We start from the raw sequence: 24,724 nt of genomic DNA, 5'->3' as shown, positions 1-24,724 counted from the left end.
CTCAAAGCTCCCTTGCCAGTTTACGTTTTTCATTCCAGGCCGTGGCGCTAATGCTGACCAGGATAATGGCGCCGCTGAACACGGTGTGCCAGTAAGAGGAGACGCTCAGCAGCGTCAGACCATTTTGCAAGAACGCCAGCAGCACAACACCCAGTAGCGTTCCGGTTAACGTACCGCGCCCGCCGCTCATGCTGGTGCCGCCGAGCACGACCGCTGCCAGTACCGTTAACTCAAAGCCGAGCAGGGAGTTGGGGGCAACAGACTGGGTGATTTGCGCCTGAACCACGGCGGCAACACCAGCCAGAATGCCCATATAGCCATAGACGTAGAAATGCAGCTTCAGCAGATTCAGCCCCAGGCGCGAGGCCGCGTCGCGGTTGCCGCCCATGGCGTAAACCTGACGGCCAAGACGGGTATAGTTCATCAGCACGGCGGTAAAGATGATCACCGCCGCCAGGCACAGCAGGGGCAGGGTTAAACCGTAGTCGTAGCCGTCTGTCGCGGTGAACGACAACCAGTTGATACCGTTCATAAACCAGTCCGGGAAGCCGTACAGCCAGGTACCTTTGGTGGCATAAACCAACAGGCCGTAGTAGACGTTCAGCGTGGCGATGGTAATGATGATCGCCGGAACGCGCAGCCAGTAGACCAGGAAGCCATTAAACAGGCCAAGCAGCAGGCCGACCGCCATTGCGATGGCTAAAGCCAGTACGAAGTTGCCGCCGTGAGCGATCACCCAACTGGCCATCGCATACTGGGCAATCGCGGTCATCGCCGGAAATGAGATGTCGATCCCGCCGGAAATCAGCACCACAAACAGCCCGCAGGCGAGAATGCCGAGAATAGCGTAGCTGGTGGCGACATCTGTGAGATTGCCCAGTGACAAGAACTCATCGGTACTGACGCTCAGCCCGACGGCGAGCGCCACGACCAGCAGGCCCAGCCAGAATTCATGTTGCCCGATTAAACGGGAGAGACGCAGACTATTCATTGATTACCTCGACCACTTCAGCAATCTCCTCTTCACGGCAGTGATGAGGATTAAATTCCGCTACCAGCTTGCCGCGGCGCATCACCAGCACACGATGACTGTTGTAATACGCTTCCGGGATTTCATCGCAAATCATCAGCACCGCCATTCCCTGTTCCGCCAGATCGCGGGCTATCTGGTAAATCCCCTCTTTGTTGGCGATATCCACGCCGACCGTAGGGGAGTCGAGGATCAAGATGCGCGGATGGGTTGCCACCCATTTGGCAATGGCAATGCGTTGGGCATTACCGCCGGAGAGCGTTTTGACCGGCAGATGCGGATCGGAGACTTTAATGTTCAGCTCGCGGATCAAATCGGCGACCAGCTTTTGCGCTTTGCGATGATCGAGCAGACCGCTGCCGGTATGCAGTTGGTCAAACACCGTGACGATGGTGTTGTCATAGATCGACTGCTCCATGATCAGCCCCTGCGTCAGGCGATCTTCAGAGACATAGCCGATCCCGTGTTTGATGGCGTCATGGTTGTTGCGCAGAGTAACCGGTTGGCCGTTAATGCGCATTTCGCCGCTTTCCGGATGGGTCATGCCGAACAAACTGAGGCAAAGCTCGGTGCGACCGGCACCCAGCAGACCGACAATGGAGACAATCTCACCGCTATGTAGCGATAAATTGATGTTTTGGTATTTCCCCCGGCGGCTGAGGTTGCGCAGCTCAAGCAGCGGCTCTTGCTCAACCGCAGGTCTTTCCGGCAGCGGGCTGTAGTGGAAGCGTTGTCCGGTCATCAGGAAGGCCAGTTCGTGACTGTCGAGTTCGCTGGCTGGGTAAGTCCCCACCAGTTTGCCGTCGCGCATCACGCTGATGCGGTCCGCCACTTCCATCACTTCATCCAGACGGTGGCTGACAAACACCACGCAAATCCCGGCCGCTTTCAGTTCGTTGACGACCCGCAGCAGGCCATTGACCTCCTGGCGGGTTAACGACGCGGTGGGTTCGTCCATAATCACCAGACGCGCATCGGCGGCAATAGCCCGGCAAATGGCGACCAGTTGCCGATCGGCAATCGACAGTTTTTCGACTTTTTTATCGGGATCGATGTTCACGCCGATGCGTTTCATGGCGGCCAGCGCCTGCTGTTTCATCGCGCCACGGCGTACCCAGATATCGCCACCGGGCAGATAGCGGTTGACCGCGATATTTTCGGCGACGCTAAAGTTAGGGAATAATGACAGGTCCTGATAAATAACCTGAATACCATAATGGGAAGAAAGCTGTGGTGTCAGGTGATGGAATAATTTGCCATCGAGTAAAATCTTCGCGCCTTTTTCCGGATGATACACCCCGGAGATCACTTTAATAATGGTGCTTTTACCACAGCCGTTTTGACCCGCCAGACAGTGAACTTCGCCTTTTCTCAGCGTCAGATTCACGTTATCCAGCGCCAGCACGCCCGGGAATTGTTTGCTGATATTCTCAAGAGTGATAAATGCGGTGGTGTCTGTCATGGACAATACCCCTGCGCGCGTCCGCATGGACGCTAAGTGTTAGTTTGGTTGATAGCGCCGACCAGACGGTCGGCGTTAAGGTTCCCTGGTGTCGGCTAAAGCCTTAGAAACCGAGTGATTTTGCGTTGTCTTTGGTGACTTCGAGGATCTTGTTAAAGCGGATCACTTTCTTCTCCGTGTCGATATCGGCTTTCCCTAAACCATCGATACTCAAATCGGCGTTAACGTCTTTACCCTGCAACAGTTGATCGGCTACCGTTACCAGCGCGTATCCCGCGTCTTTTGGATCCCACAGCAGCGCTTTTTTGATATCGCCACGCATCAGGTAAGGCGCAGCCTGTGCTGGCATAGCGATCCCGACAACGGCGATTTTATCTTTGGCGCGTTTTTTCTGCACCGCCTGACCCGCACCGATTGGACCCAGCGAGCCGAAGCCGATAATGCCCTTCATCTGTGGATAGGTTTTCATCAGGTCCAGCGTGGTGGCGTAGGATTTATCGATGCTTTCCGCGACCGGCAGACGTGAAGTGACCTCGAACATTTCCGGATATTTTTCTTTTTGGTACTTAATCGCATAATCGGCCCACGCGTTATGCAACGGTACCGTCAGCGAACCGACATAGATGGCATACCCCCCTTTTCCGCCCATGCTTTTCGCTAATTCATCGACGTTAGCCTGCGCATATTTTTCACTGTCGATGGTTTCAATATCCCACTGGCCAATCTGCTCATCCGGGGATTCGTGCGTCAGCACCACGATGCCTTTATCGCGCGCTTTTTTCAGTACCGGCTCAAGGACTTTGGCATCATTCGGCACCACAATGATCGCGTTAACGTTTTTGGCGATCAGATCCTCAATGACTTTCACCTGTTGAGCCGGATCCGGTGTCGAAGGCCCGGTCTGGTAAGCATTCACATCCAATTTTTTTGCTGCTTCATTAACGCCGGTTTCCATCCGGTTAAACCACGGAATCCCGGTGACTTTGGCAACCACAGCAATTTCATATTTTTCCGCCGCAAAGGATGTGCCGGACAACATGCATGCAGAAACCAGGGTTGCACTGAGTAATGCGAGTTTGAATTTCATAGTTGTACCTTTCGTAGGGGGCAGGACATGTCACGCCGTGAAGTTAACTACGAATGGAAGAGGGAATGAATCATAAGTTTCGTGAATGTGATATATGTCCGTTGCTGTGAATTTATGGAGAAATAATAGTTAAAAATTAGTTAAATTACCGAGATTTTCTATCCGTTGCAGCGAAGGTATTGTTAATTAATCATTAAAATGAAACTATAAATTAACATTTCATTATCATTTTACGTAAGTTGTGGCGGTGAAAAGGGATTTAGACGGGCGTTGCTGGAGAAAGAATTGTCGAAATTGAGAACTGAATCGATACCGGAAAAGGGTGCTCAACATTTTTTCGTTCAATGGTATTCTCAGCACTCTTTCGCCAAACACACATCATTATTTCTGGCGGCCTGGATTTTTATCGTGGAGAAGTCATGCAGCACGTTAAGCACATTATTGTAGCGTTGTTTCTTGCTGTCCTGTCCTTTGGCGCAGGCGCGCATCCCCACAGCTTTATCCATTTGAAAACCGAGATCGTGAGCGAGAATAATCAGTTCGTGGCGCTGAAAATGCGCTGGACGATGGATGAAATCACCTCAGCAGATCTGCTTTACGATGCGGGCAATGCCAAACCTGGCACGGAGATCTGGAAAAAGCTGGCGGCGGAAGTGATGGCGAATGTGCTTGGGCAGCATTATTTCACTGAAGTGTGGCATGACGGGCAAAAGGTAAAGTTTAAAAACAGGCCGACGGAATACGGCATGGAACGTGAGGAACATCAGGCGGTGCTGACGTTCGTTCTGCCCTTAGCTGAACCGCAGCCGCTGAGTGGTCAAAAATATACCATTTCAACCTTCGATCCGACCTACTACGTTGATATGAGCTATGACCAGGACAGCGACGCCAGGCTAACGCAGGCCATTAGCCAGCAATGCCGACTCACTGTCCATACGCCGACGCCGAATGAACAAACGCTGAGCTTTGCGCAGTCGCTGGATAAAGAAGACGCCCCGCCGGAGGATATGGAGTTGGGTAAACAGTTCGCACAAACGGTAACGCTGCAATGTCAGTAGTTTATCAGCAACGCTCCGCCGGACGTCGTTGGCTTACGCTGTGGCCGCTGGCGCTATTTTTGCTGCTGGCGGCAGGCGGCATACTGTGGCTATGGCAGGCTTGGCCGCAGGTGATGATGAAAAGCATCGTCTGGCAGCGCGAAGTAAACCAACAGATGAGCGGATTGCTGAAAGCGGTTGCTGCCAGTCCGACCCAGGCAGGGGGATCGCTGCTACTGTTTAGTTTTCTCTACGGCGTCCTGCATGCACTGGGGCCGGGACATGGAAAAGTCGTGATTACTACCTGGCTTGCGACGCACCCGTCGAAACTCAAATCAAGTATCGGTCTGACGCTGGCGTCGTCTTTATTACAAGGACTGGTCGCGATTGGTCTGGTCGTTATTGTGCTCACCGTCTTGCAGTTGCCTGCGCGGCAGCTGCATATGAGCAGCTTCTGGCTGGAAAGAGGGAGCTATGTGCTGGTGGGCGTGTTGGGCCTGCTGCTGTGCTGGCGGGCGCTGAAAAAACTGCGCTCATTGCTAAAACGGCCAACGTTTACCGCTTTCATACCGCACCATGTGCATCACGACGGCTGTGGCTGCGGGCATCAGCATTTACCGCAGCCGGAACAGTTGCAAAGCGGCGATGACTGGCGCGCCCGGTTGATGATTATTCTGTCTATGGGGATGCGCCCATGCTCCGGGGCCATCATGGTGCTGCTGTTCAGTAAAGTGATTGGCGTCTTTAGCTGGGGCATGGCCTCGGCGCTGGCGATGGCGGCGGGAACCTCTTTAACGATTACGTCGCTGGCTTTATTGGTACACAGTTTCCGCTCGCTGGCGGTAAGACTTAGCGGGCATAAAGCGCCGGTGCTGTGGCGACAAATTGGCTGGACAACGCTGGCATTAGCCGGTGGGGCGGTATTGATTGCGGCGGCGGTGGTGATGTGGATGAGCGCGGTGCCGGTCGGTAGGGGATTAAGACCGTTTTAGATTAGTGAGCGGCAGGAATTGTAGGCCGGATAAGACGCGAAAGCGACGCATCCGGCACCACAGCAGATTAACGCTTCAGCGCGTCGCTCAGTTCGTCACGCATGTTAGCCAGCATGGCTTTCACTACGCGCGGGTTACCTGCAACGATGTTGCCGGTTGCCATATAGTTATGACCGCCGGTGAAGTCGCACACCAGGGCGCCAGCTTCACGAGCAATCAGCTCACCTGCGGCGAAATCCCATGGTTTCAGACCGATTTCAAAATAACCGTCAACGCGCGCAGCGGCAACATAGGCCAGATCCAGCGCGGCAGAGCCGGTGCGGCGGAAGTCAGCGCATTCGGTAAACATGTTGCCAAGGATTTTCATGTAAGAAGCGGCGTGCTGTTTCGCTTTGAACGGGAAGCCGGTGGCAATGATGGTGCCGTCCAGATCGCGAGCCGTGCTGCCACGCAGACGGTAACCGTTAAGCTGCGCGCCCTGACCGCGGGTAGCAGTGAACAGTTCGTTACGCATTGGATCGTAAACCACGGCGACTTCAGTACGGCCTTTAATGCGTACTGCGATAGATACCGCGAAGTGCGGCAGGCGTTTTACGAAGTTGGTGGTGCCATCCAGTGGATCGATAACCCATTGAACATCCAAATCTTCACCAACATGTTCACCGCTTTCTTCGGTGATGATGGTGTGCTGTGGGTAAGATTTGCGAATCGTTTCGATAATAATCGCTTCGGCGGCTTTATCGACGTTAGTCACGAAATCATTGCTGCCTTTCTGGCTGGTTTCTACAGAGTCTGGGGTTTCGTAGTGTTTGGCAATTACATTACCCGCCTTGCGCGCTGCGCGCACGGCGATGGTCAGCATCGGATGCATCGGTCTCTCTCACTGGATGTTAAAGAACGGGAAAACGGCGCAGAGTATAGCAGCGAGTTCGGAATATGTCTTCGTTTTATGATAATATGCCCGAATAATCTTTAGCCGAAGAAATACAATGCTGCAAAATATTCGAATTGTGCTGGTGGAAACCTCTCACACTGGCAACATGGGCTCTGTGGCCCGCGCAATGAAAACCATGGGTTTAACCAATCTGTGGCTTGTCAATCCACTGGTTAAACCGGACTCGCAGGCCATCGCCCTGGCGGCGGGCGCCAGCGATGTAATCGGCAGCGCGCAGATCGTCGATACCCTTGATGAAGCGCTGGCGGGTTGCAGTCTGGTGGTTGGCACCAGCGCGCGTTCCCGTACGTTGCCGTGGCCGATGCTGGACCCGCGCGAATGCGGCTTAAAAAGCGTCTCTGAAGCGGCGAATACGCCGGTGGCGCTGGTATTTGGTCGTGAACGCGTTGGCCTGACCAACGAAGAACTGCAAAAATGCCATTATCACGTCGCCATTGCCGCGAACCCGGAATACAGTTCGCTCAACCTGGCGATGGCGGTGCAGGTTATCTCTTATGAAGTCCGCATGGCCTGGCTGGCGACGCAGGAAGGTGATAAGACCGTCGAATACGAAGAAGCTGAGTATCCGCTGGTGGATGATTTAGAGCGTTTTTACGGTCATCTGGAACAAACGCTGCTGTCGACCGGGTTTATTCGCGAAGGCCATCCGGGACAAGTGATGAACAAGCTGCGCCGTTTGTTTACGCGTGCGCGTCCTGAGAGTCAGGAGCTGAACATTTTGCGCGGAATTTTGGCGTCGATTGAACAGCAGAATAAAAGCAAGTAACTGTGCTAATGCCGGATGGCGCTTCGCTTATCCGGCCTACGAATCGTGCGGCCTGTAGGTCGGATAAGCGAAGCGCCATCCGACAAACGAATACCGCACGGAACGCCAAATACTTGACTAAATTAGTCAAGTAAATAGTTGACTGATTTAGTCGGGAATGTCAGACTTGCCCCTGCTATGCAATACCCCCATTTTACAATAAAAAACCCCGGGCAGGGGCGAGTTTGAGGCTAAGTAAGACATGAGACTGACATCAAAAGGGCGTTATGCCGTGACCGCAATGTTGGACGTTGCGCTCAACTCCGAAACGGGCCCGGTACCGTTGGCTGATATTTCTGAACGTCAGGGAATTTCCCTGTCATATCTGGAGCAGCTGTTTTCCCGTTTGCGTAAAAACGGTCTGGTTTCAAGCGTACGTGGACCAGGCGGCGGGTATCTGCTGGGTAAAGATGCCGGGAGCATCGCAGTAGGTGAAGTGATTAGCGCTGTTGACGAGTCTGTAGATGCGACCCGTTGCCAGGGCAAAGGCGGTTGTCAGGGCGGCGATAAATGCCTGACCCACGCGCTGTGGCGCGATCTGAGCGATCGTCTGACCGGTTTCCTCAACAACATTACGTTGGGCGAACTGGTGAATAATCAGGAAGTCCTGGATGTGTCTGGTCGCCAGCACACGCACGACGCTCCACGCACTAATCGTACTCAAGACGCGATCGACGTTAAGTTACGCGCATAATAAAAGTATTTCAGAATCAGGCCGGGGTGTTTGACGCCCCGTTAACTCGGTCGTACATCCAGCCGGTTGCCTGGTTCCTTGCATTGAAGCGATGTACGGAGTTTATAGAGCAATGAAATTACCGATCTATCTCGATTACTCCGCAACCACGCCGGTGGACCCGCGTGTTGCCGAGAAAATGATGCAGTGTCTGACCCTGGACGGAAACTTTGGTAACCCAGCTTCCCGTTCACACCGTTTTGGCTGGCATGCTGAAGAGGCGGTAGATATCGCCCGTAATCAGATCGCTGAGCTGGTCGGTGCCGATCCGCGTGAAATCGTCTTTACCTCCGGTGCGACGGAATCCGATAACCTGGCGATTAAAGGTGCAGCTAACTTTTATCAGAAAAAAGGCAAGCACATCATCACCAGCAAAACCGAACACAAAGCCGTGCTGGATACCTGCCGTCAGTTGGAGCGCGAAGGGTTTGAAGTCACCTACCTCGCCCCACAGCGTAACGGTATTATCGACCTGAAAGAACTTGAAGCGGCAATGCGTGACGACACCATCCTTGTGTCCATCATGCACGTGAACAACGAAATCGGCGTGGTGCAGGATATCGCGACTATCGGCGAAATGTGCCGTGCGCGCGGCATCATCTATCACGTTGACGCCACTCAGAGCGTGGGCAAACTGCCTATCGACCTGAGCCAGCTGAAAGTTGACCTGATGTCCTTCTCCGGCCACAAAATCTATGGTCCGAAAGGTATCGGCGCGCTGTATGTGCGTCGTAAACCGCGTATCCGTATCGAAGCGCAGATGCACGGCGGCGGTCACGAACGCGGCATGCGTTCCGGTACTTTGCCTGTCCACCAGATCGTTGGCATGGGTGAAGCGTACCGTATCGCGAAAGAAGAGATGGAAACCGAGATGGCGCGTCTGCGCAGCCTGCGTAACCGTCTGTGGAACGGCGTGAAGGACATGGAAGAAGTGTACCTGAACGGCGACCTCGAGCAGGGCGCACCGAACATTCTCAACGTCAGCTTCAACTTTGTTGAAGGCGAGTCGCTGATTATGGCGCTGAAAGACCTGGCGGTATCTTCCGGTTCTGCATGTACTTCAGCAAGCCTGGAGCCATCCTACGTGCTGCGCGCGCTGGGTATGACCGACGAGCTGGCACACAGCTCAATTCGTTTCTCTTTAGGTCGTTTCACTACCGAAGAAGAGATTGACTACGCCATCAATCTGGTTCGCAACTCCATTGGCCGTCTGCGCGACCTTTCTCCACTGTGGGAAATGTTCAAACAGGGCGTGGATTTGAACAGTATTGAATGGTCACATCACTAATTCGGCACCGATAAGGAGAATTCAACATGGCTTACAGCGAAAAAGTTATCGATCATTACGAGAATCCACGTAACGTGGGCTCTTTTGACAACAGCGACGAGAACGTGGGTAGCGGCATGGTCGGTGCACCAGCCTGTGGCGACGTGATGAAGTTGCAGATCAAAGTCAACAATGAGGGTATCATTGAAGACGCGCGTTTCAAGACTTACGGCTGCGGTTCCGCTATTGCCTCCAGCTCTCTGGTTACCGAATGGGTAAAAGGGAAATCTCTGGACGAAGCACAGGCGATTAAAAACACCGATATCGCCGACGAGCTTGAACTGCCACCGGTGAAAATTCACTGCTCTATCCTGGCTGAAGACGCGATTAAAGCCGCGATTGCGGATTACAAAAGCAAACGTGAAGTAAAATAATTAAGAGTTGAGGTTTTATTATGTCGATTACCTTAAGCGACAGTGCAGCAGCGCGTGTAAATACCTTCCTGGCTAACCGCGGTAAGGGGTTTGGCCTGCGTCTGGGCGTGAGAACCTCCGGTTGCTCAGGTATGGCCTATGTACTGGAATTTGTTGACGAGCCGGCGGCTGAAGATACCGTGTTTGAAGACAAAGGCGTTAAAGTTGTAGTCGACGGTAAGAGCCTGCAATTTCTCGACGGTACGCAGTTAGACTTCGTCAAAGAAGGTCTGAACGAAGGGTTTAAGTTCACTAACCCGAACGTGAAAGACGAATGTGGATGCGGCGAAAGCTTCCACGTATAACGCGCTCACCGATAACCCCACACGCATGATTTTACGTGTGGGGTTTGTTCTAACAGGCTACCCCTGAGATAGTTATGGATTACTTCACTCTCTTCGGATTACCCGCTCAATATCCTATTGATCTCCAGGCTCTGACGATCCGTTTTCAGGATCTCCAACGTCAGTATCATCCTGATAAATTCGCCAGCGGCTCTCAGGCGGAGCAACTTGCTGCGGTTTCGCAGTCCGCCACCATTAACCAGGCCTGGCAAACGCTGCGTCACCCCTTGATGCGCGCCGAATACTTATTGTCTTTACACGGCTTTGATATCCGCAGCGAGCAGCACACGGTGTGTGATACCGCGTTCCTGATGGAGCAACTGGAGCTGCGGGAAGAGCTTGACGAGATCGAGCAGGCGAAAGACGAATCGCGACTGGAAAGCTTTATCCAGCGCGTGAAAAAAATGTTTGAAAGTCGCCATCAACTGATGGTTGAACAGCTGGATAACGAGATGTGGGACGCGGCGGCGGATACCGTGCGTAAGCTGCGTTTTCTCGATAAACTGCGAAGCAGTGCAGAACAACTCGAAGAAAAACTGCTCGATTTTTAATTTCCGGAAGCGAAAATGGCCTTATTACAAATTAGTGAGCCTGGTCTGAGCGCCGCGCCGCACCAGCGTCGTCTGGCGGTAGGTATCGATCTAGGCACTACCAACTCCCTGGTTGCGACCGTACGCAGCGGCCAGGCCGAAACGCTGGCAGACCACGAAGGTCGCCACCTGTTGCCGTCAGTGGTTCACTATCAGCCGCAGGGCTACTCTGTCGGTTATGATGCCCGCGCCAATGCCGCGCTTGACCCGGCCAATACCGTTAGTTCGGTAAAACGCATGATGGGCCGCTCACTGGCGGATATCCAGGCGCGCTACCCGCATCTGCCTTATACGTTCCAGGCCAGTGAAAACGGCCTGCCGATGATTGAAACCGCTGCCGGTTTACTTAATCCGGTGCGCGTATCCGCTGACATTCTGAAAGCGCTGGCCGCGCGGGCAACCGAATCGCTGTCCGGTGAACTGGACGGCGTCGTGATCACCGTCCCGGCATACTTTGACGATGCACAGCGTCAGGGGACCAAAGACGCCGCGCGTCTGGCTGGTCTGCACGTATTACGTCTGCTGAATGAGCCGACCGCTGCGGCGATCGCTTATGGCCTGGACTCCGGTCAGGAAGGCGTGATCGCGGTCTATGACCTTGGCGGCGGTACCTTTGATATTTCTATTCTGCGCCTGAGCCGCGGCGTGTTCGAAGTGCTGGCGACCGGCGGTGATTCCGCACTCGGTGGCGATGATTTTGACCATCTGCTCGCCGATTACATTCGCGAGCAGGCGGGTGTTGCCGATCGCAGCGACAATCGCGTACAGCGCGAACTGCTGGATGCCGCCATTGCGGCGAAAATCGCGCTCAGCGACGCCGATTCGGTAACGGTTAACGTGGCGGGATGGCAGGGTGAAATCACCCGTGAAACCTTCAATGAACTTATTTCCGCACTGGTTAAGCGTACGCTGCTGGCCTGCCGTCGCGCGCTGAAAGATGCGGGTGTTGAGCCGCAGGATGTGTTGGAAGTGGTGATGGTCGGTGGTTCAACCCGCGTGCCGCTGGTTCGTGAACGCGTCGGCGAATTCTTTGGCCGTACGCCGCTGACCTCTATCGACCCGGACAAAGTGGTCGCTATCGGTGCGGCAATCCAGGCGGATATTCTGGTCGGGAATAAACCAGACAGCGAAATGCTGTTGCTAGACGTCATTCCGCTGTCCCTGGGGCTGGAAACCATGGGCGGTCTGGTGGAGAAAGTGATTCCGCGTAACACCACTATCCCGGTGGCGCGTGCGCAGGACTTTACCACCTTTAAAGACGGCCAGACCGCGATGTCCATCCACGTGATGCAAGGCGAGCGTGAGCTGGTGCAGGACTGTCGTTCACTGGCGCGCTTTGCGCTGCGCGGTATTCCGGCGCTGCCGGCAGGGGGCGCGCATATTCGCGTGACCTTCCAGGTGGATGCCGACGGGCTGTTGAGCGTCACCGCTATGGAAAAATCCACCGGCGTTGAGTCCTCCATTCAGGTCAAACCGTCCTACGGTCTGACCGACGGCGAAATCGCCTCTATGATTCAGGATTCGATGAGTTTTGCCGAGCAGGACGTCAAAGCCCGTATGCTGGCAGAACAGAAAGTCGAAGCGGCACGTGTACTGGAGAGTTTATCCGGTGCGCTGAACGCTGATGCCGCGCTGTTAAGCGCCGCAGAACGTCAGGCTATCGACACCGCCGCCGCGCACTTGAGCGAGGTTGCGCAGGGTGACGATGTTGACGCGATAGAACAAGCCATTAAAAACGTAGACAAACAAACCCAGGAATTCGCCGCTCGCCGCATGGACAAATCCGTCCGTAGCGCGCTGAAAGGCCATTCCGTGGACGAGGTTTAATATGCCAAAGATTGTTATTTTGCCTCATCAGGATCTCTGTCCCGATGGCGCAGTTCTGGAAGCTGAGACCGGCGAAACCATTCTCGACGTTGCCCTGCGTAACGGTATCGAGATTGAACACGCCTGTGAAAAATCCTGTGCCTGTACGACCTGTCACTGCATCGTACGTGAAGGTTTTGATTCTTTGCCGGAAAGCACGGAAGAAGAAGACGACATGCTGGATAAAGCCTGGGGTCTGGAGCCGGAGAGCCGTTTAAGCTGTCAGGCGCGGGTAACCGAGGACGATTTAGTGGTCGAAATCCCACGTTACACAATCAATCATGCACGTGAGCATTAACAGAGGGTAGTATGGGACTGAAGTGGACCGATAGCCGTGAAATCGGTGAAGCGTTGTACGACACCTTCCCCGATCTCGATCCCAAGACCGTTCGTTTCACCGATCTGCACCAATGGATCTGTGACCTGGAAGAGTTCGATGATGATCCACAGGCATCGAACGAAAAAATCCTTGAGGCCATTTTACTGGTCTGGCTGGACGAAGCCGAATAAGTCAACGGGCTGCCCACGGGTGGCCCGTTTTCCTGTATGCGCGAAAATAAGGATAAATAAAATGACAGAAGCCATGAAAATTACGCTTTCCACGCAACCTGCTGATGCCCGCTGGGGTGAAAAGGCAACATACAGTATTAATAATGAAGGCATTACCCTGCACCTGAACGGAAAAGATGACCTTGGCCTTATCCAGCGCGCCGCGCGTAAAATCGACGGCCTGGGTATTAAACACGTTCAACTGGACGGTGAAGGCTGGGATACCGAACGCAGCTGGGCTTTTTGGCAGGGTTATAAAGGACCAAAAGGCAGTCGCAAAGTTGAGTGGGCTGCCCTGGATGAAGCACAGCGCAAAGAGCTGGATAACCGTCTGAAGATTATTGACTGGGTGCGCGATACCATTAACGCCCCGGCGGAAGAACTGGGTCCGGAACAACTGGCGCAGCGCGCGGTCGACCTGCTGTGCTCTGTTGCCTGCGATAACGTCTCTTACCGCATCACCAAAGGTGAAGATCTGCGTGAGCAGAACTACATGGGATTGCATACCGTGGGCCGCGGCTCCGAGCGTCCTCCGGTGCTGCTGGCGCTGGATTACAACCCGACTGGCGACAAAGAAGCCCCGGTTTATGCTTGCCTGGTTGGTAAGGGAATTACCTTTGACTCCGGCGGTTACAGCATCAAGCAAAGCGCATTTATGGACTCAATGAAGTCTGATATGGGCGGTGCGGCAACGGTCACCGGCGCGCTGGCGTTTGCCATTACCCGTGGTCTGAACAAGCGTGTGAAACTGTATCTGTGCTGTGCGGATAACCTGATCAGCGGCAACGCCTTTAAGCTGGGCGATATTATTCACTATCGCAACGGCAAAAAAGTTGAAGTGATGAATACCGATGCGGAAGGACGCCTGGTGCTTGCTGATGGTCTGATCGACGCCAGCGCGCAGAAACCAGAGCTGATTATTGATGCAGCTACGCTGACCGGCGCCGCGAAAACCGCCCTGGGTAACGATTATCACGCGTTGTTCAGCTTTGATGACAAGCTGGCTGCTCGTCTGCTGGCAAGTGCGGCACAAGAAAACGAGCCGTTCTGGCGTCTGCCGTTGGCTGAGTTCCACCGTAGCCAGTTGCCGTCTAACTTTGCCGAACTGAATAACACCGGCAGCGCGGCCTATCCGGCGGGGGCGAGCACTGCGGCAGGCTTCCTGTCCCATTTCGTGGAAAACTACCAGCAAGGCTGGCTGCACATCGACTGCTCTGCAACCTATCGCAAAGCGCCGGTTGAGCAGTGGTCTGCAGGCGCGACCGGTCTGGGTGTGCGCACCATCGCGAATCTGCTGACCGCATAATTCATGACGGTATTGCCGGATGGCGCTACGCTTATCCGGCCTACATGTATTCATCTAATTTGTGATCCTTATGTCCGAAACAAAAAATGAATTAGAAACGTTGCTGGAACAAGCGGCGACAGAGCCTGCGCATCGTCCGGCATTTTTCCGTACTTTACTTGAATCCACCGTCTGGGTGCCGGGTACTGCTGCAGAAGGCGAGGCGGTGGTTGAAGACAGCGCGCTCGATCTGCAGCACTGGGAAAAAGAAGACGGCACAACCGTGATCCCGTTCTTTACTTCCCTTGAGGCTCTGCAGCAGGCGGTTGCAGACGAGCAAGCATTTGTCGTCATGCCAGTGCGCACGCTGTTTGAAATGACGCTTGGCGAAACGCTGTTTCTCAATGCGAAACTGCCGACCGGCAAAGAGTTTATGCCGCGTGAAATCAGTCTGCTGATCGGTGAAGAGGGGAGTCCGCTAAGCACCCAGGAGGTACTGGAAGGGGGGGAATCGCTGATCCTCTCCGAAGTCGCAGAACCCCCGGCGCAGATGATTGACTCGTTGACCACGCTGTTCAAAACCATTAAGCCGGTAAAACGCGCGTTTCTCTGCTCAATCAAAGAAAGTGCGGAAGCTCAGCCGAACCTGCTGATTGGTATTGAAGCCGAAGGTGATATTGAAGAGATCATTCATGCTGCGGGCAGCGTCGCGACCGACACATTACCGGGCGATGAGCCGATTGATATCTGCCAGGTGAAGAAAGGCGAGAAGGGCGCCAGCCACTTTATTACCGAGCATATCGCGCCGTTCTACGAACGCCGCTGGGGCGGTTTCCTGCGCGATTTTAAACAGAACCGGATTATCTGAGTGAAGGAAAGCCGCCCCGAAGGGCGGCTACCAGGCTTACTTGCCCTGGGGGCTGAGCGTCACGCGTGCAGAATTACCTGAGTAACTCTGGTCCCCGTGAAGACACAACGCGCCAGAAACAACAAGCACGATACAGAAATATCGTATCTTCATTGCGCGGTCCATGCGAAGACCGCATCACGACAGCACCACTGGCGATAATGCCGTGATAGCAAGCACTGTGGTGTGCTTGCGTTGCTATGGCAACAACGCCTGCTGGAAAGGCCGCGAACCGGACTGGCACAAAAAAACCGCTCATTTGAGCGGTTTTTTTGTCGGCGAAAAAGATGAGTAAATCAGATTTTATTTAGCCTCAGCCGGTTCAACCGGTAAATCGTTACGCGCTCCCCATTCGCTCCACGCCCCGTCATACAATGCGACGTTCGAAACATCCAGTGTGGCAAGCGCCAGTACCACCACGGCAGCCGTAACGCCGGAGCCGCAGCTGGCGATAATCGGGCGGTCAAAGCTCACGCCATGGCTGAAGAAAATAGCATCCAGCTCATCGGTAGTTTTCAGTTCGCCATCACGAACCAGCTCTGTCCACGGTACGTTAAGCGCACCAGGCACATGACCACGCTTCAGGCCAGGACGCGGCTCGTCAACTTCGGCATTAAAACGCGCAGCCGGGCGGGCATCGACGATCTGCGCCGTTTTTTCATGACTGGCCAGCAGCACATCAGTGACGCGTACCACGGCTTCAGGCGTAAATGCGACGTTAAATTCGCCTTCGGGTAAATCCTCGTTTCCTTCCTGCAGCATCAGCTCATCGCGCTGCCAGCCTGCAAGGCCGCCCGCCAGAATGGAGACATTCTCGACGCCAAAAGTCCGCAGCATCCACCACGCGCGTGGGGCGGAAAACAGATTGCCATCATCGTAGACCACCAGATGCTTATCCTGATGAACACCCAGTTCGCGCATCGCGACAGCGAAGGCTTCCGGGCGCGGCATCATGTGCGGCAACGGCGAGGTATGGTCGGAAAGCGCTTCAATATCAAAAAAAACGGCGCCAGGAATGTGACCTGCACGATACTCCTCGTCAACATCGCGATCTTCCTGACCTGGCGGTGCCATCCGGGCATCAAGGATTTGTATTTCCGGGTCGTCAATGTGTTCGGCAAGCCAGTCGGCAGCGACAAAGAAGGCGGTGGTCATAGGCATCTCCATTTTTACCAGGTTTTGGCAAATTGTCGGACGTTTAGTGCAAAGCGACAAGTAAAAGAGGCTGATTTGGCAGGCGAATCCACATTAATCACGAAAATTAGGACAACGTTGTTCATTTACTGGCTTCCACAGCCTGAAAACTAACGCATAATAGTTGTTCTACGTAGCTAACGGGCCACTACGGCCAGGGATGAAAAATGAAACATTTACGCGTAGCGGCCTGCATGCTGATGCTGGCACTTGTCGGGTGCGATAATAATAACGAAAAATCGACGACGGCCGCGAAGCCGGATGCACCTGCGCCGCAGACCGCGCCCGCAAAAGACAAGGCTCAGTTAGAAAAGCTGATGCAACAAAGTCAGGGCAAGTCGCTGACGCTGTTAGATGCCTCAGAGGTTCAGCTCGACGGTGCGGCAACGCTCGTGTTGACCTTTTCCATTCCTCTCAATCCGGAACAAGATTTTTCCCGCGTAGTGCACGTTGTCGATAAAAAAAGCGGCAAAGTCGATGGTGCCTGGGAGCTGGCGCCAAACCTGAAAGAGCTACGCCTACGCCACCTCGAACCTAACCGTGAACTGGTGGTTACCATTGAACGTGATTTACTGGCGCTGAATAAAGCGACGTTTGGCATCGATTATGAAAAAAACATAACCACACGTGACGTCCAGCCGAGCGTAGGCTTCGCCAGTCGCGGTTCGCTACTGCCGGGAAAAGTGATTGAAGGGCTGCCGGTGATGGCGCTCAACGTTAACAGTGTGGATGTGAATTTTTATCGCGTGAAGCCAGAGTCGCTCGGCGCGTTTGTCAGCCAGTGGGAATACCGCAATTCGTTGTCGAACTGGGAATCCGATAATCTGCTGAAAATGGCGGAACTGGTCTATACCGGACGCTTTGACCTCAACCCTGCGCGCAATACGCGCGAAAAGCTGTTGCTGCCGCTGAGCGAAATCAAACCGTTGCAGCAGGCCGGCGTTTACATCGCGGTGATGAATCAGGCCGGAAAATACAACTACAGTAATGCCGCGACGCTGTTTACGCTCAGCGATATTGGTGTGTCGGCGCATCGTTACCACAATCAACTGGATGTCTTTACGCAGAGTCTGGAAAACGGTGCAGCGCAGCAGGGTATTGATGTCACGTTGCTCAACGAAAAAGGGCAGACGCTGGCGCAGGCCACCAGCGACGCACAGGGTCATGTAAAGCTTAAAACCGATAAAGAAGCGGCCTTATTGCTGGCTCGCAAAGACGGGCAGACCACGCTGCTTGACCTGAAACTTCCGGCGTTGGATCTGGCTGAGTTTGATATTGCCGGCGCGCCGGGATACAGCAAACAGTTCTTTATGTTTGGTCCGCGCGATCTCTATCGCCCCGGTGAAACGGTGATCCTCAATGGATTACTACGTGACAGCGACGGCAAAACGTTGCCCGATCAGCCAGTAAAACTGGAGGTCGTCAAGCCCGACGGACAGGTCTTGCGCTCGGTTGTCAGCCAGCCGGAGAACGGTCTGTACCGCTTTAGCTGGCCGCTGGACAGCAGCGCGCCAACCGGTATGTGGCATATTCGCGCCAATACTGGCGACAACCAGACGCGGATGTGGGATTTCCATGTCGAAGATTTTATGCCAGAGCGGATGGCGCTGAATCTCACCGCCAGCAAGATGCCGGTAGCGCCAACTGATGAAGTGAAGTTCTCGGTGGTGGGATACTACCTGTACGGCGCGCCCGCCAACGGCAACGCGCTGCAAGGGCAGCTTTTCCTGCGGCCGTTACGCGAAGCGGTGCAGACACTGCCGGGGTTCCAGTTTGGTAATATTGCCGAAGAAAATCTTTCCCGCAGTCTTGATGAGGTTCAGCTCACGCTGGACGATCACGGTCGTGGCGAAGTAACCACCGCCAGCCAGTGGCAGGAGACGCACTCGCCGTTACAGGTGGTGTTGCAAGCCAGCCTGCTGGAGTCGGGGGGCCGCCCGGTGACGCGTCGGGTTGAACAAGCCATCTGGCCTGCGGATACGCTGCCGGGGATTCGTCCGCAGTTTGCGGCGAAAGCCGTTTATGATTACCGCACCGACACCACGGTGAATCAGCCTATCGTCGATGAAGACAGCAATGCCGCTTTTGATATCGTTTATGCCGATGCGAAAGGCGATAAAAAAGCGGTGTCCGGCTTGCAGGTGCGTTTGATCCGGGAACGTCGTGATTATTACTGGAACTGGACTGAGGGTGAGGGCTGGCAATCGCAGTTTGATCAAAAAGATCTGATCGAAGGTGAGCAGACGCTGGATCTTAAAGCCGATGAAACCGGGAAAGTGAGCTTCCCGGTTGAGTGGGGCGCCTATCGTCTGGAAGTAAAAGCGCCGAATGATGCGGTGAGCAGTGTGCGCTTCTGGGCCGGTTATAGCTGGCAGGATAATAGCGACGGCAGCGGCTCTGTTCGCCCCGATCGTGTGACCCTGAAACTGGATAAACCCGGCTATCGTCCTGGCGATACCATGAAGCTGCATATTGCTGCCCCTGCGGCTGGCAAAGGTTATGCGATGGTGGAATCCAGCGAAGGACCGTTGTGGTGGCAAGAAATAGACGTGCCTGCGAATGGCCTGGATCTCACTATTCCGGTCGATAAAACCTGGAATCGCCACGATTTGTATCTCAGTGCGCTGGTGGTTCGTCCTGGCGACAAATCCCGTTCGGCGACGCCAAAACGGGCGGTTGGGTTGCTGCATTTACCGCTGGGCGATGAAAATCGCCGTCTGGGACTGGCGCTCGAAAGCCCGGCGAAAGTACGTCCAAATCAGCCGTTAACCGTCAGGATTAAAGCCAGCGTTAAAAATGGCGACGTGCCAAAGCAGGTTAACGTGCTGGTCTCTGCCGTTGACAGTGGGGTGTTGAACATCACTGATTACGTCACGCCCGACCCATGGCAGGCGTTTTTTGGGCAAAAACGCTATGGCGCGGATATTTATGATATTTACGGTCAGGTCATCGAAGGACAAGGACGTCTGGCGGCGCTGCGCTTTGGTGGCGATGGCGACGAGTTAAAGCGTGGCGGTAAGCCTCCGGTTAATCACGTCAATATCGTGGCGCAACAGGCGCTGCCGGTCACGCTTAACGAGCAGGGCGAAGGTACGGTGACGTTACCGATCGGTGATTTCAACGGCGAGCTGCGGGTTATGGCGCAGGCCTGGACGGCGGATGACTTTGGCAGCAGCGAAAGCAAAGTGATTGTCGCCGCGCCGGTGATTGCTGAACTGAACATGCCGCGCTTTTTGGCTGGGGGAGATACGTCGCGCCTGACGCTGGACGTGACCAACCTGACCGATAAGCCACAGACGCTGAATCTTAAGCTCGCGGCCAGCGGTTTACTGGAACTGATAGGGCAAGATCCTACGCCGGTGAATCTGGCGCCAGGCGTACGGACTACGCTGTTTATTCCGGTGCGCGCGCGGGAAGGCTTTGGCGAGGGTGAAATTCAGGCGCAGATTAGCGGTCTGTCTCTGCCGGGTGAAACGCTGCCTGTGCAGCACAAACAGTGGAAGATTGGCGTGCGCCCGGCATTCCCCGCGCAAACCGTCAATAATGGCGTTGCGCTCCAGCCGGGGACAACCTGGCAGCTTCCGGGCGAAGAGTTGGCTAATTTCTCTCCTGTGACGATGCAGGGGCAATTGCTGTTCAGCGGTAAGCCGCCGCTGAATCTGGCGCGCTACATCCGTGAATTGAAAGCGTACCCTTACGGTTGTCTGGAGCAAACGGCGAGTGGGTTGTTCCCCTCTTTATACACCAATGCTGCGCAACTGAAGGCGTTAGGTATCGCGGGCGACAGTGATGAAAAACGCCGTGCGGCAGTAGAGATTGGCATCTCCCGTTTACTGCAAATGCAGCGTGATAACGGCGGTTTTGCGCTGTGGGATAAGAACGGGCCGGAAGAGTACTGGCTGACCGCGTACGTAATGGATTTCCTCGTCCGTGCGAACGAACAGGGCTACAGCGTCCCGGTTGAGGTGATTAACCGGGGTAATGAGCGGCTGCTGCGTTATTTGCAGGATCCGGGGATGATGTCGATTCGTTATACCGATGACTCGTCTGCAAGCCGGTTTGCCGTACAGGCCTACGCCGCGCTGGTGCTGGCCCGTCAGCAAAAAGCCCCGCTTGGTGCACTGCGTGAAATCTGGGATCGCCGCGCTCAGGCGGCTTCTGGTTTACCGCTGTTGCAACTGGGGATCGCGCTGAAAAACATGGGCGATGCCAATCGCAGTGAACAGGCGCTTACGTTGGCACTGAATACACCGCGTCGCGATGCACAGGAGTGGATGGCGGATTACGGCAGTCAGCTTCGCGACAATGCGCTGATGCTGGCCTTGCTGGAAGAGAACAAGCTCAAACCTGAAGAGCAGAATACGTTGCTGAATACATTGTCAGAACAGGCCTTTGGTCAGCGCTGGCTCTCTACTCAGGAAAATAATGCGTTGTTCCTTGCCGCGCGTACGCTACAGGATTTACCTGGCACGTGGCAGGCGCAAACATCACTCTCTGAACAGCCGTTAGCAGGTGAGAAATCGCAAACCCGGAATCTGGATGCCGACGAACTGTCCACGCTGAGCGTCACGAATACCGGTAATCTGCCGCTGTGGCTGCGTCTGGATGTCAGCGGGTATCCGCAAACCTCACCGACGCCTGCCAGCAACGTACTGCATATTGAACGTCAAATCCTGGGACTCGACGGGAGCAGCAAATCACTGGATTCTCTGCGCAGTGGCGAGCTGGTGCTGGTCTGGCTGGAAGTGAAAGCCAGCCAGAACGTGCCGGATGCGCTGGTTGTCGACTTACTGCCTGCCGGGCTGGAGCTGGAAAACCAGAATCTGGCCAACGGTAGCGCCAGCCTGCAGGATAGCGCTAGCGAAGTGGCGAATCTGCTCAATCAGATGCAGCAGGCGGATATCCAGCATATTGAGTTCCGCGACGATCGCTTTGTCGCTGCGGTGGCGGTCAATGAAGGACAGCCGGTTACGCTGGTCTACCTGGCGAGGGCAGTAACGCCGGGGACGTATCAGGTTCCCGTCCCGCAGGTGGAATCAATGTATGTACCGCAGTGGCGAGCAACCGGTGCGACAGAGGGGCTTTTGATTGTCAGACCGTAAATGATGCGCAGGTTGGGTAAACGCGGCTGCTGGCTCTGGCTGGCAGCCGTTGCGCTAGTGTTGGTGACGGCGATTTGGGCGGCAGATAAAATCTGGCCACTGCCGCTTCACGAGGTGGATACCGCACGTGTCGTGGTGGCGCACGATGGTACGCCTCTCTGGCGCTTCGCCGACGCGGACGGTATCTGGCGTTATCCGGTGACGATTGAGGAGGTATCCCCCCGATACCTTGAAGCCTTAATCAATTACGAAGACCGCTGGTTCTGGAAACATCCTGGCGTCAATCCGTTTTCAGTGCTGCGCGCCGCATGGCAGGACCTCTCTTCAGGACGTGTCGTCTCGGGCGGCAGTACGCTCACCATGCAGGTGGCACGTTTACTCGACCCCCACCCACGCACCTTTGGCGGCAAGTTTCGCCAGCTCTGGCGCGCGTTGCAGCTGGAATGGCATCTGTCCAAGCGCGACATCCTGACGCTGTATCTTAACCGTGCGCCGTTTGGCGGCACGTTGCAGGGCGTGGGCGCAGCAAGCTGGGCCTATCTTGGCAAATCGCCTGCACAACTGAGCTACTCTGACGCCGCATTGCTGGCTGTGCTGCCACAGGCGCCGAGCCGTCTGCGCCCGGACCGCTGGCCGGAGCGCGCTGAAGCGGCACGTAATAAAGTGCTCGAACGTATGGCAACTCAGGGCATTTGGCCCGCAAAACAGGTGCAGGAGTCACGCGAAGAGCCGGTCTGGCTGGCCCCCAGGCAGATGCCGCAGTTAGCGCCGTTATTTTCGCGCATGATGCTGGGAAAAAGCCGAAGCGATAAAATCGTGACTACCCTTGACGCCGGGTTGCAGCGCCAACTCGAAGAGCTGGCGCAAAACTGGAAAGGGCGATTACCGGCGCGCAGTTCGCTGGCGATGATTGTGGTCGATCACACCGATATGAGCGTGCGTGGCTGGGTGGGGTCGGTGGATATGAATGATGACTCCCGCTTTGGCCATGTGGATATGGTGAATGCGATCCGCTCGCCGGGATCGGTGTTGAAGCCGTTTATCTATGGTCTGGCGCTGGATGACGGATTAATTCATCCGGCCTCGTTGTTGCAGGATGTACCACGGCGAACCGGTGATTATCGACCGGGGAATTTTGACAGTGGATTTCACGGACCGGTAAGCATGAGCGAGGCGCTGGTACGGTCACTGAATTTACCCGCGGTCCAGGTACTGGAAGCCTATGGCCCGAAGCGTTTTGCCGCATCGTTACGTAACGTCGGTTTACCGTTATATCTACCCGCAGGGGCTGCGCCGAATCTGTCGCTGATTTTGGGCGGGGCGGGGGCAAGGCTTGATGATATGGCGGCGGCGTATAGCGCCTTTGCCCGCCACGGGAAGGCGGGTAAATTGCGCCTGCAGCCAGCAGACCCGCTACTGGAGCGCCCGCTGATGTCGGCAGGCGCGGCGTGGATTATTCGCCGGATTATGGCTGACGAAGCACAACCGCTCCCGGATAACGCACTGAGCAGAGTGGTTCCGCTGGCGTGGAAAACGGGCACCAGCTATGGCTATCGCGATGCGTGGGCGATTGGTATTAACGCCCGTTATGTGATTGGCATCTGGACCGGCAGGCCGGACGGTACGCCGGTGGTGGGGCAGTTTGGTTTTGCCAGTGCTGTACCGCTGCTCAATCAGGTCAACAATCTTCTGCTCTCTCGCGGGACGAATCAGCCGGAAGATCCTCGTCCTGAATCTGTCAGCCGCGGCGTGGTATGTTGGCCGGGCGGGCAATCTCTTGCGGCTGGAGACGGCAACTGTCGCCGCCGTCTGGCAACCTGGTTACTGGATGGCAGTCAGCCGCCAACGCTGTTATTACCCGAGCAGGAGGGCGTTAACGGCATTCGTTTCCCTGTCTGGCTGGACGGCGAGGGTAAACGCGTGGCGGCGGATTGCCCACAGGCGCGCGAACAGACGCTTATCGTCTGGCCCTTGCCGCTGGAACCATGGCTGCCGGAATCAGAGCGCCGTGGGGCGAGATTACCGCCTGTTTCTGCCACATGTCCGCCGTTGGGGCAGGACCCCGCGTTACCGTTGCAGTTGACAGGTCTGCGCGATGGCGCGATCGTGAAGCGTTTACCTGGTTTTCCAGAGGCTTCATTACCGGTGCAAACCAGCGGTGGAACAGGCGATCGCTGGTGGTTTCTTAACGGACAACGTCTGGACGAGCGCGGGCGTCACCTGACGCTACGTCTGACAGCCAAAGGGGATTACCAGCTGCTGGTGATGGATGACGCCGGACAGGTGGCGACGGTGAGATTTTCGTTGCAGTAGACCAGTTGGTGACTATTTGTTGCTAAAACTCATCTTATTTTAAAGAAATGTTACCTTCATCAATAGTCAATTGCCGGGATGCTCTTTATAATCCGCGCCAGGTCGTACATCTATATAGACAACAACAGAACACATTACAGAGGTTATCAATGGCTATTGAACGTACTTTTTCCATCATTAAACCAAACGCGGTGGCAAAAAACGTTATTGGGAGCATCTTTGCGCGCTTTGAAGCTGCAGGGTTCAAGATTGTCGGGACTAAAATGCTGCACCTGACCGTTGAGCAGGCGCGTGGCTTTTATGCTGAGCACGATGGCAAGCCGTTCTTTGACGGTCTGGTTGAATTCATGACCTCCGGCCCGATCGTTGTTTCCGTTCTGGAAAGCGAAAACGCCGTACAGCGTCATCGCGATCTGCTGGGCGCTACCAACCCGGCGAACGCGCTGGCCGGTACCCTGCGTGCCGACTACGCTGACAGCTTCACCGAGAACGGGACTCACGGTTCTGATTCCGTTGAATCTGCCGCTCGCGAAATCGCCTATTTCTTTGGTGAGGGCGAGGTTTGCCCGCGTACGCGCTAATAAGCTCGTCCTGTAGGCCGGATAAGCGTTTGCGCATCCGGCTCTGCTTTGCCTGATGGCGACGCGAGGCGTCTTATCAGGCCTTGTATTATCCTTTCTGTGCAGAGAGAACCGGCCAGTTCTTTCTGCCATGCAGCCCGCATGCCGTATCA

General features: G+C 55.0%; 23 protein-coding genes. 17 read left to right on the top strand and 6 right to left on the bottom strand.

Annotated elements, in window-relative coordinates:
• Position 1: 1 nt before the first annotated feature.
• The 3 genes from ACVXHP_RS21295 to ACVXHP_RS21285 all read right to left on the bottom strand — a co-directional run bounded on the left by ACVXHP_RS21295 (position 2) and on the right by ACVXHP_RS21285 (position 3,579).
• Positions 2-991: an ABC transporter permease gene (locus ACVXHP_RS21295; protein WP_304701173.1), complete on the bottom strand. Its 990-nt coding sequence runs from the start codon at positions 989-991 to the stop codon at positions 2-4.
• Entirely contained in the window at positions 984-2,492 is a 1,509-nt protein-coding gene (locus ACVXHP_RS21290; protein ID WP_200005462.1) for a sugar ABC transporter ATP-binding protein, read from the bottom strand. The genes ACVXHP_RS21295 and ACVXHP_RS21290 overlap by 8 nt, the downstream gene beginning before the upstream one ends.
• A gap of 103 nt (positions 2,493-2,595) precedes the next feature.
• A complete protein-coding gene (locus ACVXHP_RS21285) occupies positions 2,596-3,579 on the bottom strand; it encodes a substrate-binding domain-containing protein (RefSeq protein ID WP_447572150.1) in 984 nt (327 codons plus the stop codon).
• 419 nt (positions 3,580-3,998) lie between these two features.
• Between ACVXHP_RS21285 and ACVXHP_RS21280 the strand changes: the two genes are divergently transcribed.
• Entirely contained in the window at positions 3,999-4,637 is a 639-nt protein-coding gene (locus ACVXHP_RS21280; protein ID WP_200005464.1) for a DUF1007 family protein, read from the top strand.
• Positions 4,628-5,608: a nickel/cobalt transporter gene (locus ACVXHP_RS21275; RefSeq protein ID WP_447572149.1), complete on the top strand. Its 981-nt coding sequence runs from the start codon at positions 4,628-4,630 to the stop codon at positions 5,606-5,608. The genes ACVXHP_RS21280 and ACVXHP_RS21275 overlap by 10 nt, the downstream gene beginning before the upstream one ends.
• A 67-nt stretch (positions 5,609-5,675) precedes the next feature.
• On the opposite strand, the gene suhB is transcribed toward ACVXHP_RS21275, so the two are convergent.
• Positions 5,676-6,479, bottom strand: coding sequence for an inositol-1-monophosphatase (gene suhB, locus ACVXHP_RS21270; protein WP_149281455.1), 804 nt, complete (start codon positions 6,477-6,479; stop codon positions 5,676-5,678).
• Positions 6,480-6,597: 118 nt separating this feature from the next.
• On the opposite strand from suhB, the gene trmJ reads away from it, so the two are divergent.
• From trmJ to sseB, 11 genes are all read left to right on the top strand, one after another.
• Positions 6,598-7,329, top strand: a complete 732-nt coding sequence (gene trmJ / locus ACVXHP_RS21265; RefSeq protein WP_447572148.1) for a tRNA (cytosine(32)/uridine(32)-2'-O)-methyltransferase TrmJ — start codon at positions 6,598-6,600, stop codon at positions 7,327-7,329.
• 241 nt (positions 7,330-7,570) lie between these two features.
• Positions 7,571-8,062, top strand: a complete 492-nt coding sequence (gene iscR, locus ACVXHP_RS21260) for a Fe-S cluster assembly transcriptional regulator IscR (RefSeq protein ID WP_200005468.1) — start codon at positions 7,571-7,573, stop codon at positions 8,060-8,062.
• 112 nt (positions 8,063-8,174) lie between these two features.
• Positions 8,175-9,389 (top strand): cysteine desulfurase, encoded by a 1,215-nt coding sequence (gene iscS, locus ACVXHP_RS21255; protein ID WP_032939471.1) that lies wholly within the window; start codon positions 8,175-8,177, stop codon positions 9,387-9,389.
• A gap of 26 nt (positions 9,390-9,415) precedes the next feature.
• Positions 9,416-9,802 (top strand): Fe-S cluster assembly scaffold IscU, encoded by a 387-nt coding sequence (gene iscU, locus ACVXHP_RS21250; protein WP_032433428.1) that lies wholly within the window; start codon positions 9,416-9,418, stop codon positions 9,800-9,802.
• 20 nt (positions 9,803-9,822) lie between these two features.
• Positions 9,823-10,146, top strand: coding sequence for an iron-sulfur cluster assembly protein IscA (iscA, locus tag ACVXHP_RS21245; RefSeq protein WP_003037681.1), 324 nt, complete (start codon positions 9,823-9,825; stop codon positions 10,144-10,146).
• A gap of 74 nt (positions 10,147-10,220) precedes the next feature.
• A complete protein-coding gene (gene hscB / locus ACVXHP_RS21240; protein WP_447572147.1) occupies positions 10,221-10,736 on the top strand; it encodes a co-chaperone HscB in 516 nt (171 codons plus the stop codon).
• 15 nt (positions 10,737-10,751) lie between these two features.
• Positions 10,752-12,602 carry a Fe-S protein assembly chaperone HscA gene (gene hscA, locus ACVXHP_RS21235; protein WP_165408184.1) on the top strand — a complete coding sequence of 617 codons (1,851 nt, stop codon included), beginning with the start codon at positions 10,752-10,754 and terminating at the stop codon, positions 12,600-12,602.
• Position 12,603: 1 nt separating this feature from the next.
• Positions 12,604-12,939, top strand: a complete 336-nt coding sequence (gene fdx, locus ACVXHP_RS21230; RefSeq protein WP_003037690.1) for an ISC system 2Fe-2S type ferredoxin — start codon at positions 12,604-12,606, stop codon at positions 12,937-12,939.
• Positions 12,940-12,950: 11 nt separating this feature from the next.
• Positions 12,951-13,151, top strand: coding sequence for a Fe-S cluster assembly protein IscX (iscX, locus tag ACVXHP_RS21225; protein ID WP_200005470.1), 201 nt, complete (start codon positions 12,951-12,953; stop codon positions 13,149-13,151).
• 61 nt (positions 13,152-13,212) lie between these two features.
• Entirely contained in the window at positions 13,213-14,496 is a 1,284-nt protein-coding gene (pepB, locus tag ACVXHP_RS21220) for an aminopeptidase PepB (protein WP_038642620.1), read from the top strand.
• Positions 14,497-14,566: 70 nt separating this feature from the next.
• Entirely contained in the window at positions 14,567-15,343 is a 777-nt protein-coding gene (gene sseB / locus ACVXHP_RS21215; RefSeq protein ID WP_447572146.1) for an enhanced serine sensitivity protein SseB, read from the top strand.
• Positions 15,344-15,379: 36 nt separating this feature from the next.
• On the opposite strand, the gene timP is transcribed toward sseB, so the two are convergent.
• On the bottom strand, positions 15,380-15,496 hold the full coding sequence (gene timP, locus ACVXHP_RS21210; RefSeq protein ID WP_304701152.1) for a small toxic inner membrane protein TimP: 117 nt from the start codon (positions 15,494-15,496) through the stop codon (positions 15,380-15,382).
• A gap of 10 nt (positions 15,497-15,506) precedes the next feature.
• On the opposite strand from timP, the gene ACVXHP_RS21205 reads away from it, so the two are divergent.
• Entirely contained in the window at positions 15,507-15,677 is a 171-nt protein-coding gene (locus tag ACVXHP_RS21205; protein ID WP_447572145.1) for a hypothetical protein, read from the top strand.
• Positions 15,678-15,685: 8 nt separating this feature from the next.
• On the opposite strand, the gene sseA is transcribed toward ACVXHP_RS21205, so the two are convergent.
• The gene (sseA, locus tag ACVXHP_RS21200) at positions 15,686-16,537 is read right to left on the bottom strand and encodes a 3-mercaptopyruvate sulfurtransferase (RefSeq protein ID WP_447572144.1); all 852 of its coding nucleotides are present in this window, start codon (positions 16,535-16,537) and stop codon (positions 15,686-15,688) included.
• A 206-nt stretch (positions 16,538-16,743) separates the two neighbouring features.
• Between sseA and ACVXHP_RS21195 the strand changes: the two genes are divergently transcribed.
• The 3 genes from ACVXHP_RS21195 to ndk all read left to right on the top strand — a co-directional run bounded on the left by ACVXHP_RS21195 (position 16,744) and on the right by ndk (position 24,572).
• The gene (locus tag ACVXHP_RS21195) at positions 16,744-21,678 is read left to right on the top strand and encodes an alpha-2-macroglobulin family protein (RefSeq protein WP_447572143.1); all 4,935 of its coding nucleotides are present in this window, start codon (positions 16,744-16,746) and stop codon (positions 21,676-21,678) included.
• The gene (gene pbpC, locus ACVXHP_RS21190; protein ID WP_447572142.1) at positions 21,679-23,991 is read left to right on the top strand and encodes a peptidoglycan glycosyltransferase PbpC; all 2,313 of its coding nucleotides are present in this window, start codon (positions 21,679-21,681) and stop codon (positions 23,989-23,991) included.
• Positions 23,992-24,140: 149 nt separating this feature from the next.
• On the top strand, positions 24,141-24,572 hold the full coding sequence (gene ndk / locus ACVXHP_RS21185) for a nucleoside-diphosphate kinase (RefSeq protein WP_003037710.1): 432 nt from the start codon (positions 24,141-24,143) through the stop codon (positions 24,570-24,572).
• The last annotated feature ends 152 nt before the right edge of the window (positions 24,573-24,724 follow it).

It is taken from the genome of Citrobacter freundii complex sp. 2025EL-00176 (genome assembly GCF_053309355.1).
This window is presented reverse-complemented; position numbering and strand designations above follow the sequence as displayed.

Coding starts and splice junctions, on each gene's coding strand:
- ACVXHP_RS21295 (WP_304701173.1), bottom strand. CDS start 991: ATGAATAGTCTGCGTCTCTCCCGTTTAATCGGGCAACATGAATTCTGG.
- ACVXHP_RS21290 (WP_200005462.1), bottom strand. CDS start 2,492: ATGACAGACACCACCGCATTTATCACTCTTGAGAATATCAGCAAACAA.
- ACVXHP_RS21285 (WP_447572150.1), bottom strand. CDS start 3,579: ATGAAATTCAAACTCGCATTACTCAGTGCAACCCTGGTTTCTGCATGC.
- ACVXHP_RS21280 (WP_200005464.1), top strand. CDS start 3,999: ATGCAGCACGTTAAGCACATTATTGTAGCGTTGTTTCTTGCTGTCCTG.
- ACVXHP_RS21275 (WP_447572149.1), top strand. CDS start 4,628: ATGTCAGTAGTTTATCAGCAACGCTCCGCCGGACGTCGTTGGCTTACG.
- suhB (WP_149281455.1), bottom strand. CDS start 6,479: ATGCATCCGATGCTGACCATCGCCGTGCGCGCAGCGCGCAAGGCGGGT.
- trmJ (WP_447572148.1), top strand. CDS start 6,598: ATGCTGCAAAATATTCGAATTGTGCTGGTGGAAACCTCTCACACTGGC.
- iscR (WP_200005468.1), top strand. CDS start 7,571: ATGAGACTGACATCAAAAGGGCGTTATGCCGTGACCGCAATGTTGGAC.
- iscS (WP_032939471.1), top strand. CDS start 8,175: ATGAAATTACCGATCTATCTCGATTACTCCGCAACCACGCCGGTGGAC.
- iscU (WP_032433428.1), top strand. CDS start 9,416: ATGGCTTACAGCGAAAAAGTTATCGATCATTACGAGAATCCACGTAAC.
- iscA (WP_003037681.1), top strand. CDS start 9,823: ATGTCGATTACCTTAAGCGACAGTGCAGCAGCGCGTGTAAATACCTTC.
- hscB (WP_447572147.1), top strand. CDS start 10,221: ATGGATTACTTCACTCTCTTCGGATTACCCGCTCAATATCCTATTGAT.
- hscA (WP_165408184.1), top strand. CDS start 10,752: ATGGCCTTATTACAAATTAGTGAGCCTGGTCTGAGCGCCGCGCCGCAC.
- fdx (WP_003037690.1), top strand. CDS start 12,604: ATGCCAAAGATTGTTATTTTGCCTCATCAGGATCTCTGTCCCGATGGC.
- iscX (WP_200005470.1), top strand. CDS start 12,951: ATGGGACTGAAGTGGACCGATAGCCGTGAAATCGGTGAAGCGTTGTAC.
- pepB (WP_038642620.1), top strand. CDS start 13,213: ATGACAGAAGCCATGAAAATTACGCTTTCCACGCAACCTGCTGATGCC.
- sseB (WP_447572146.1), top strand. CDS start 14,567: ATGTCCGAAACAAAAAATGAATTAGAAACGTTGCTGGAACAAGCGGCG.
- timP (WP_304701152.1), bottom strand. CDS start 15,496: ATGAAGATACGATATTTCTGTATCGTGCTTGTTGTTTCTGGCGCGTTG.
- ACVXHP_RS21205 (WP_447572145.1), top strand. CDS start 15,507: ATGCGAAGACCGCATCACGACAGCACCACTGGCGATAATGCCGTGATA.
- sseA (WP_447572144.1), bottom strand. CDS start 16,537: ATGACCACCGCCTTCTTTGTCGCTGCCGACTGGCTTGCCGAACACATT.
- ACVXHP_RS21195 (WP_447572143.1), top strand. CDS start 16,744: ATGAAACATTTACGCGTAGCGGCCTGCATGCTGATGCTGGCACTTGTC.
- pbpC (WP_447572142.1), top strand. CDS start 21,679: ATGATGCGCAGGTTGGGTAAACGCGGCTGCTGGCTCTGGCTGGCAGCC.
- ndk (WP_003037710.1), top strand. CDS start 24,141: ATGGCTATTGAACGTACTTTTTCCATCATTAAACCAAACGCGGTGGCA.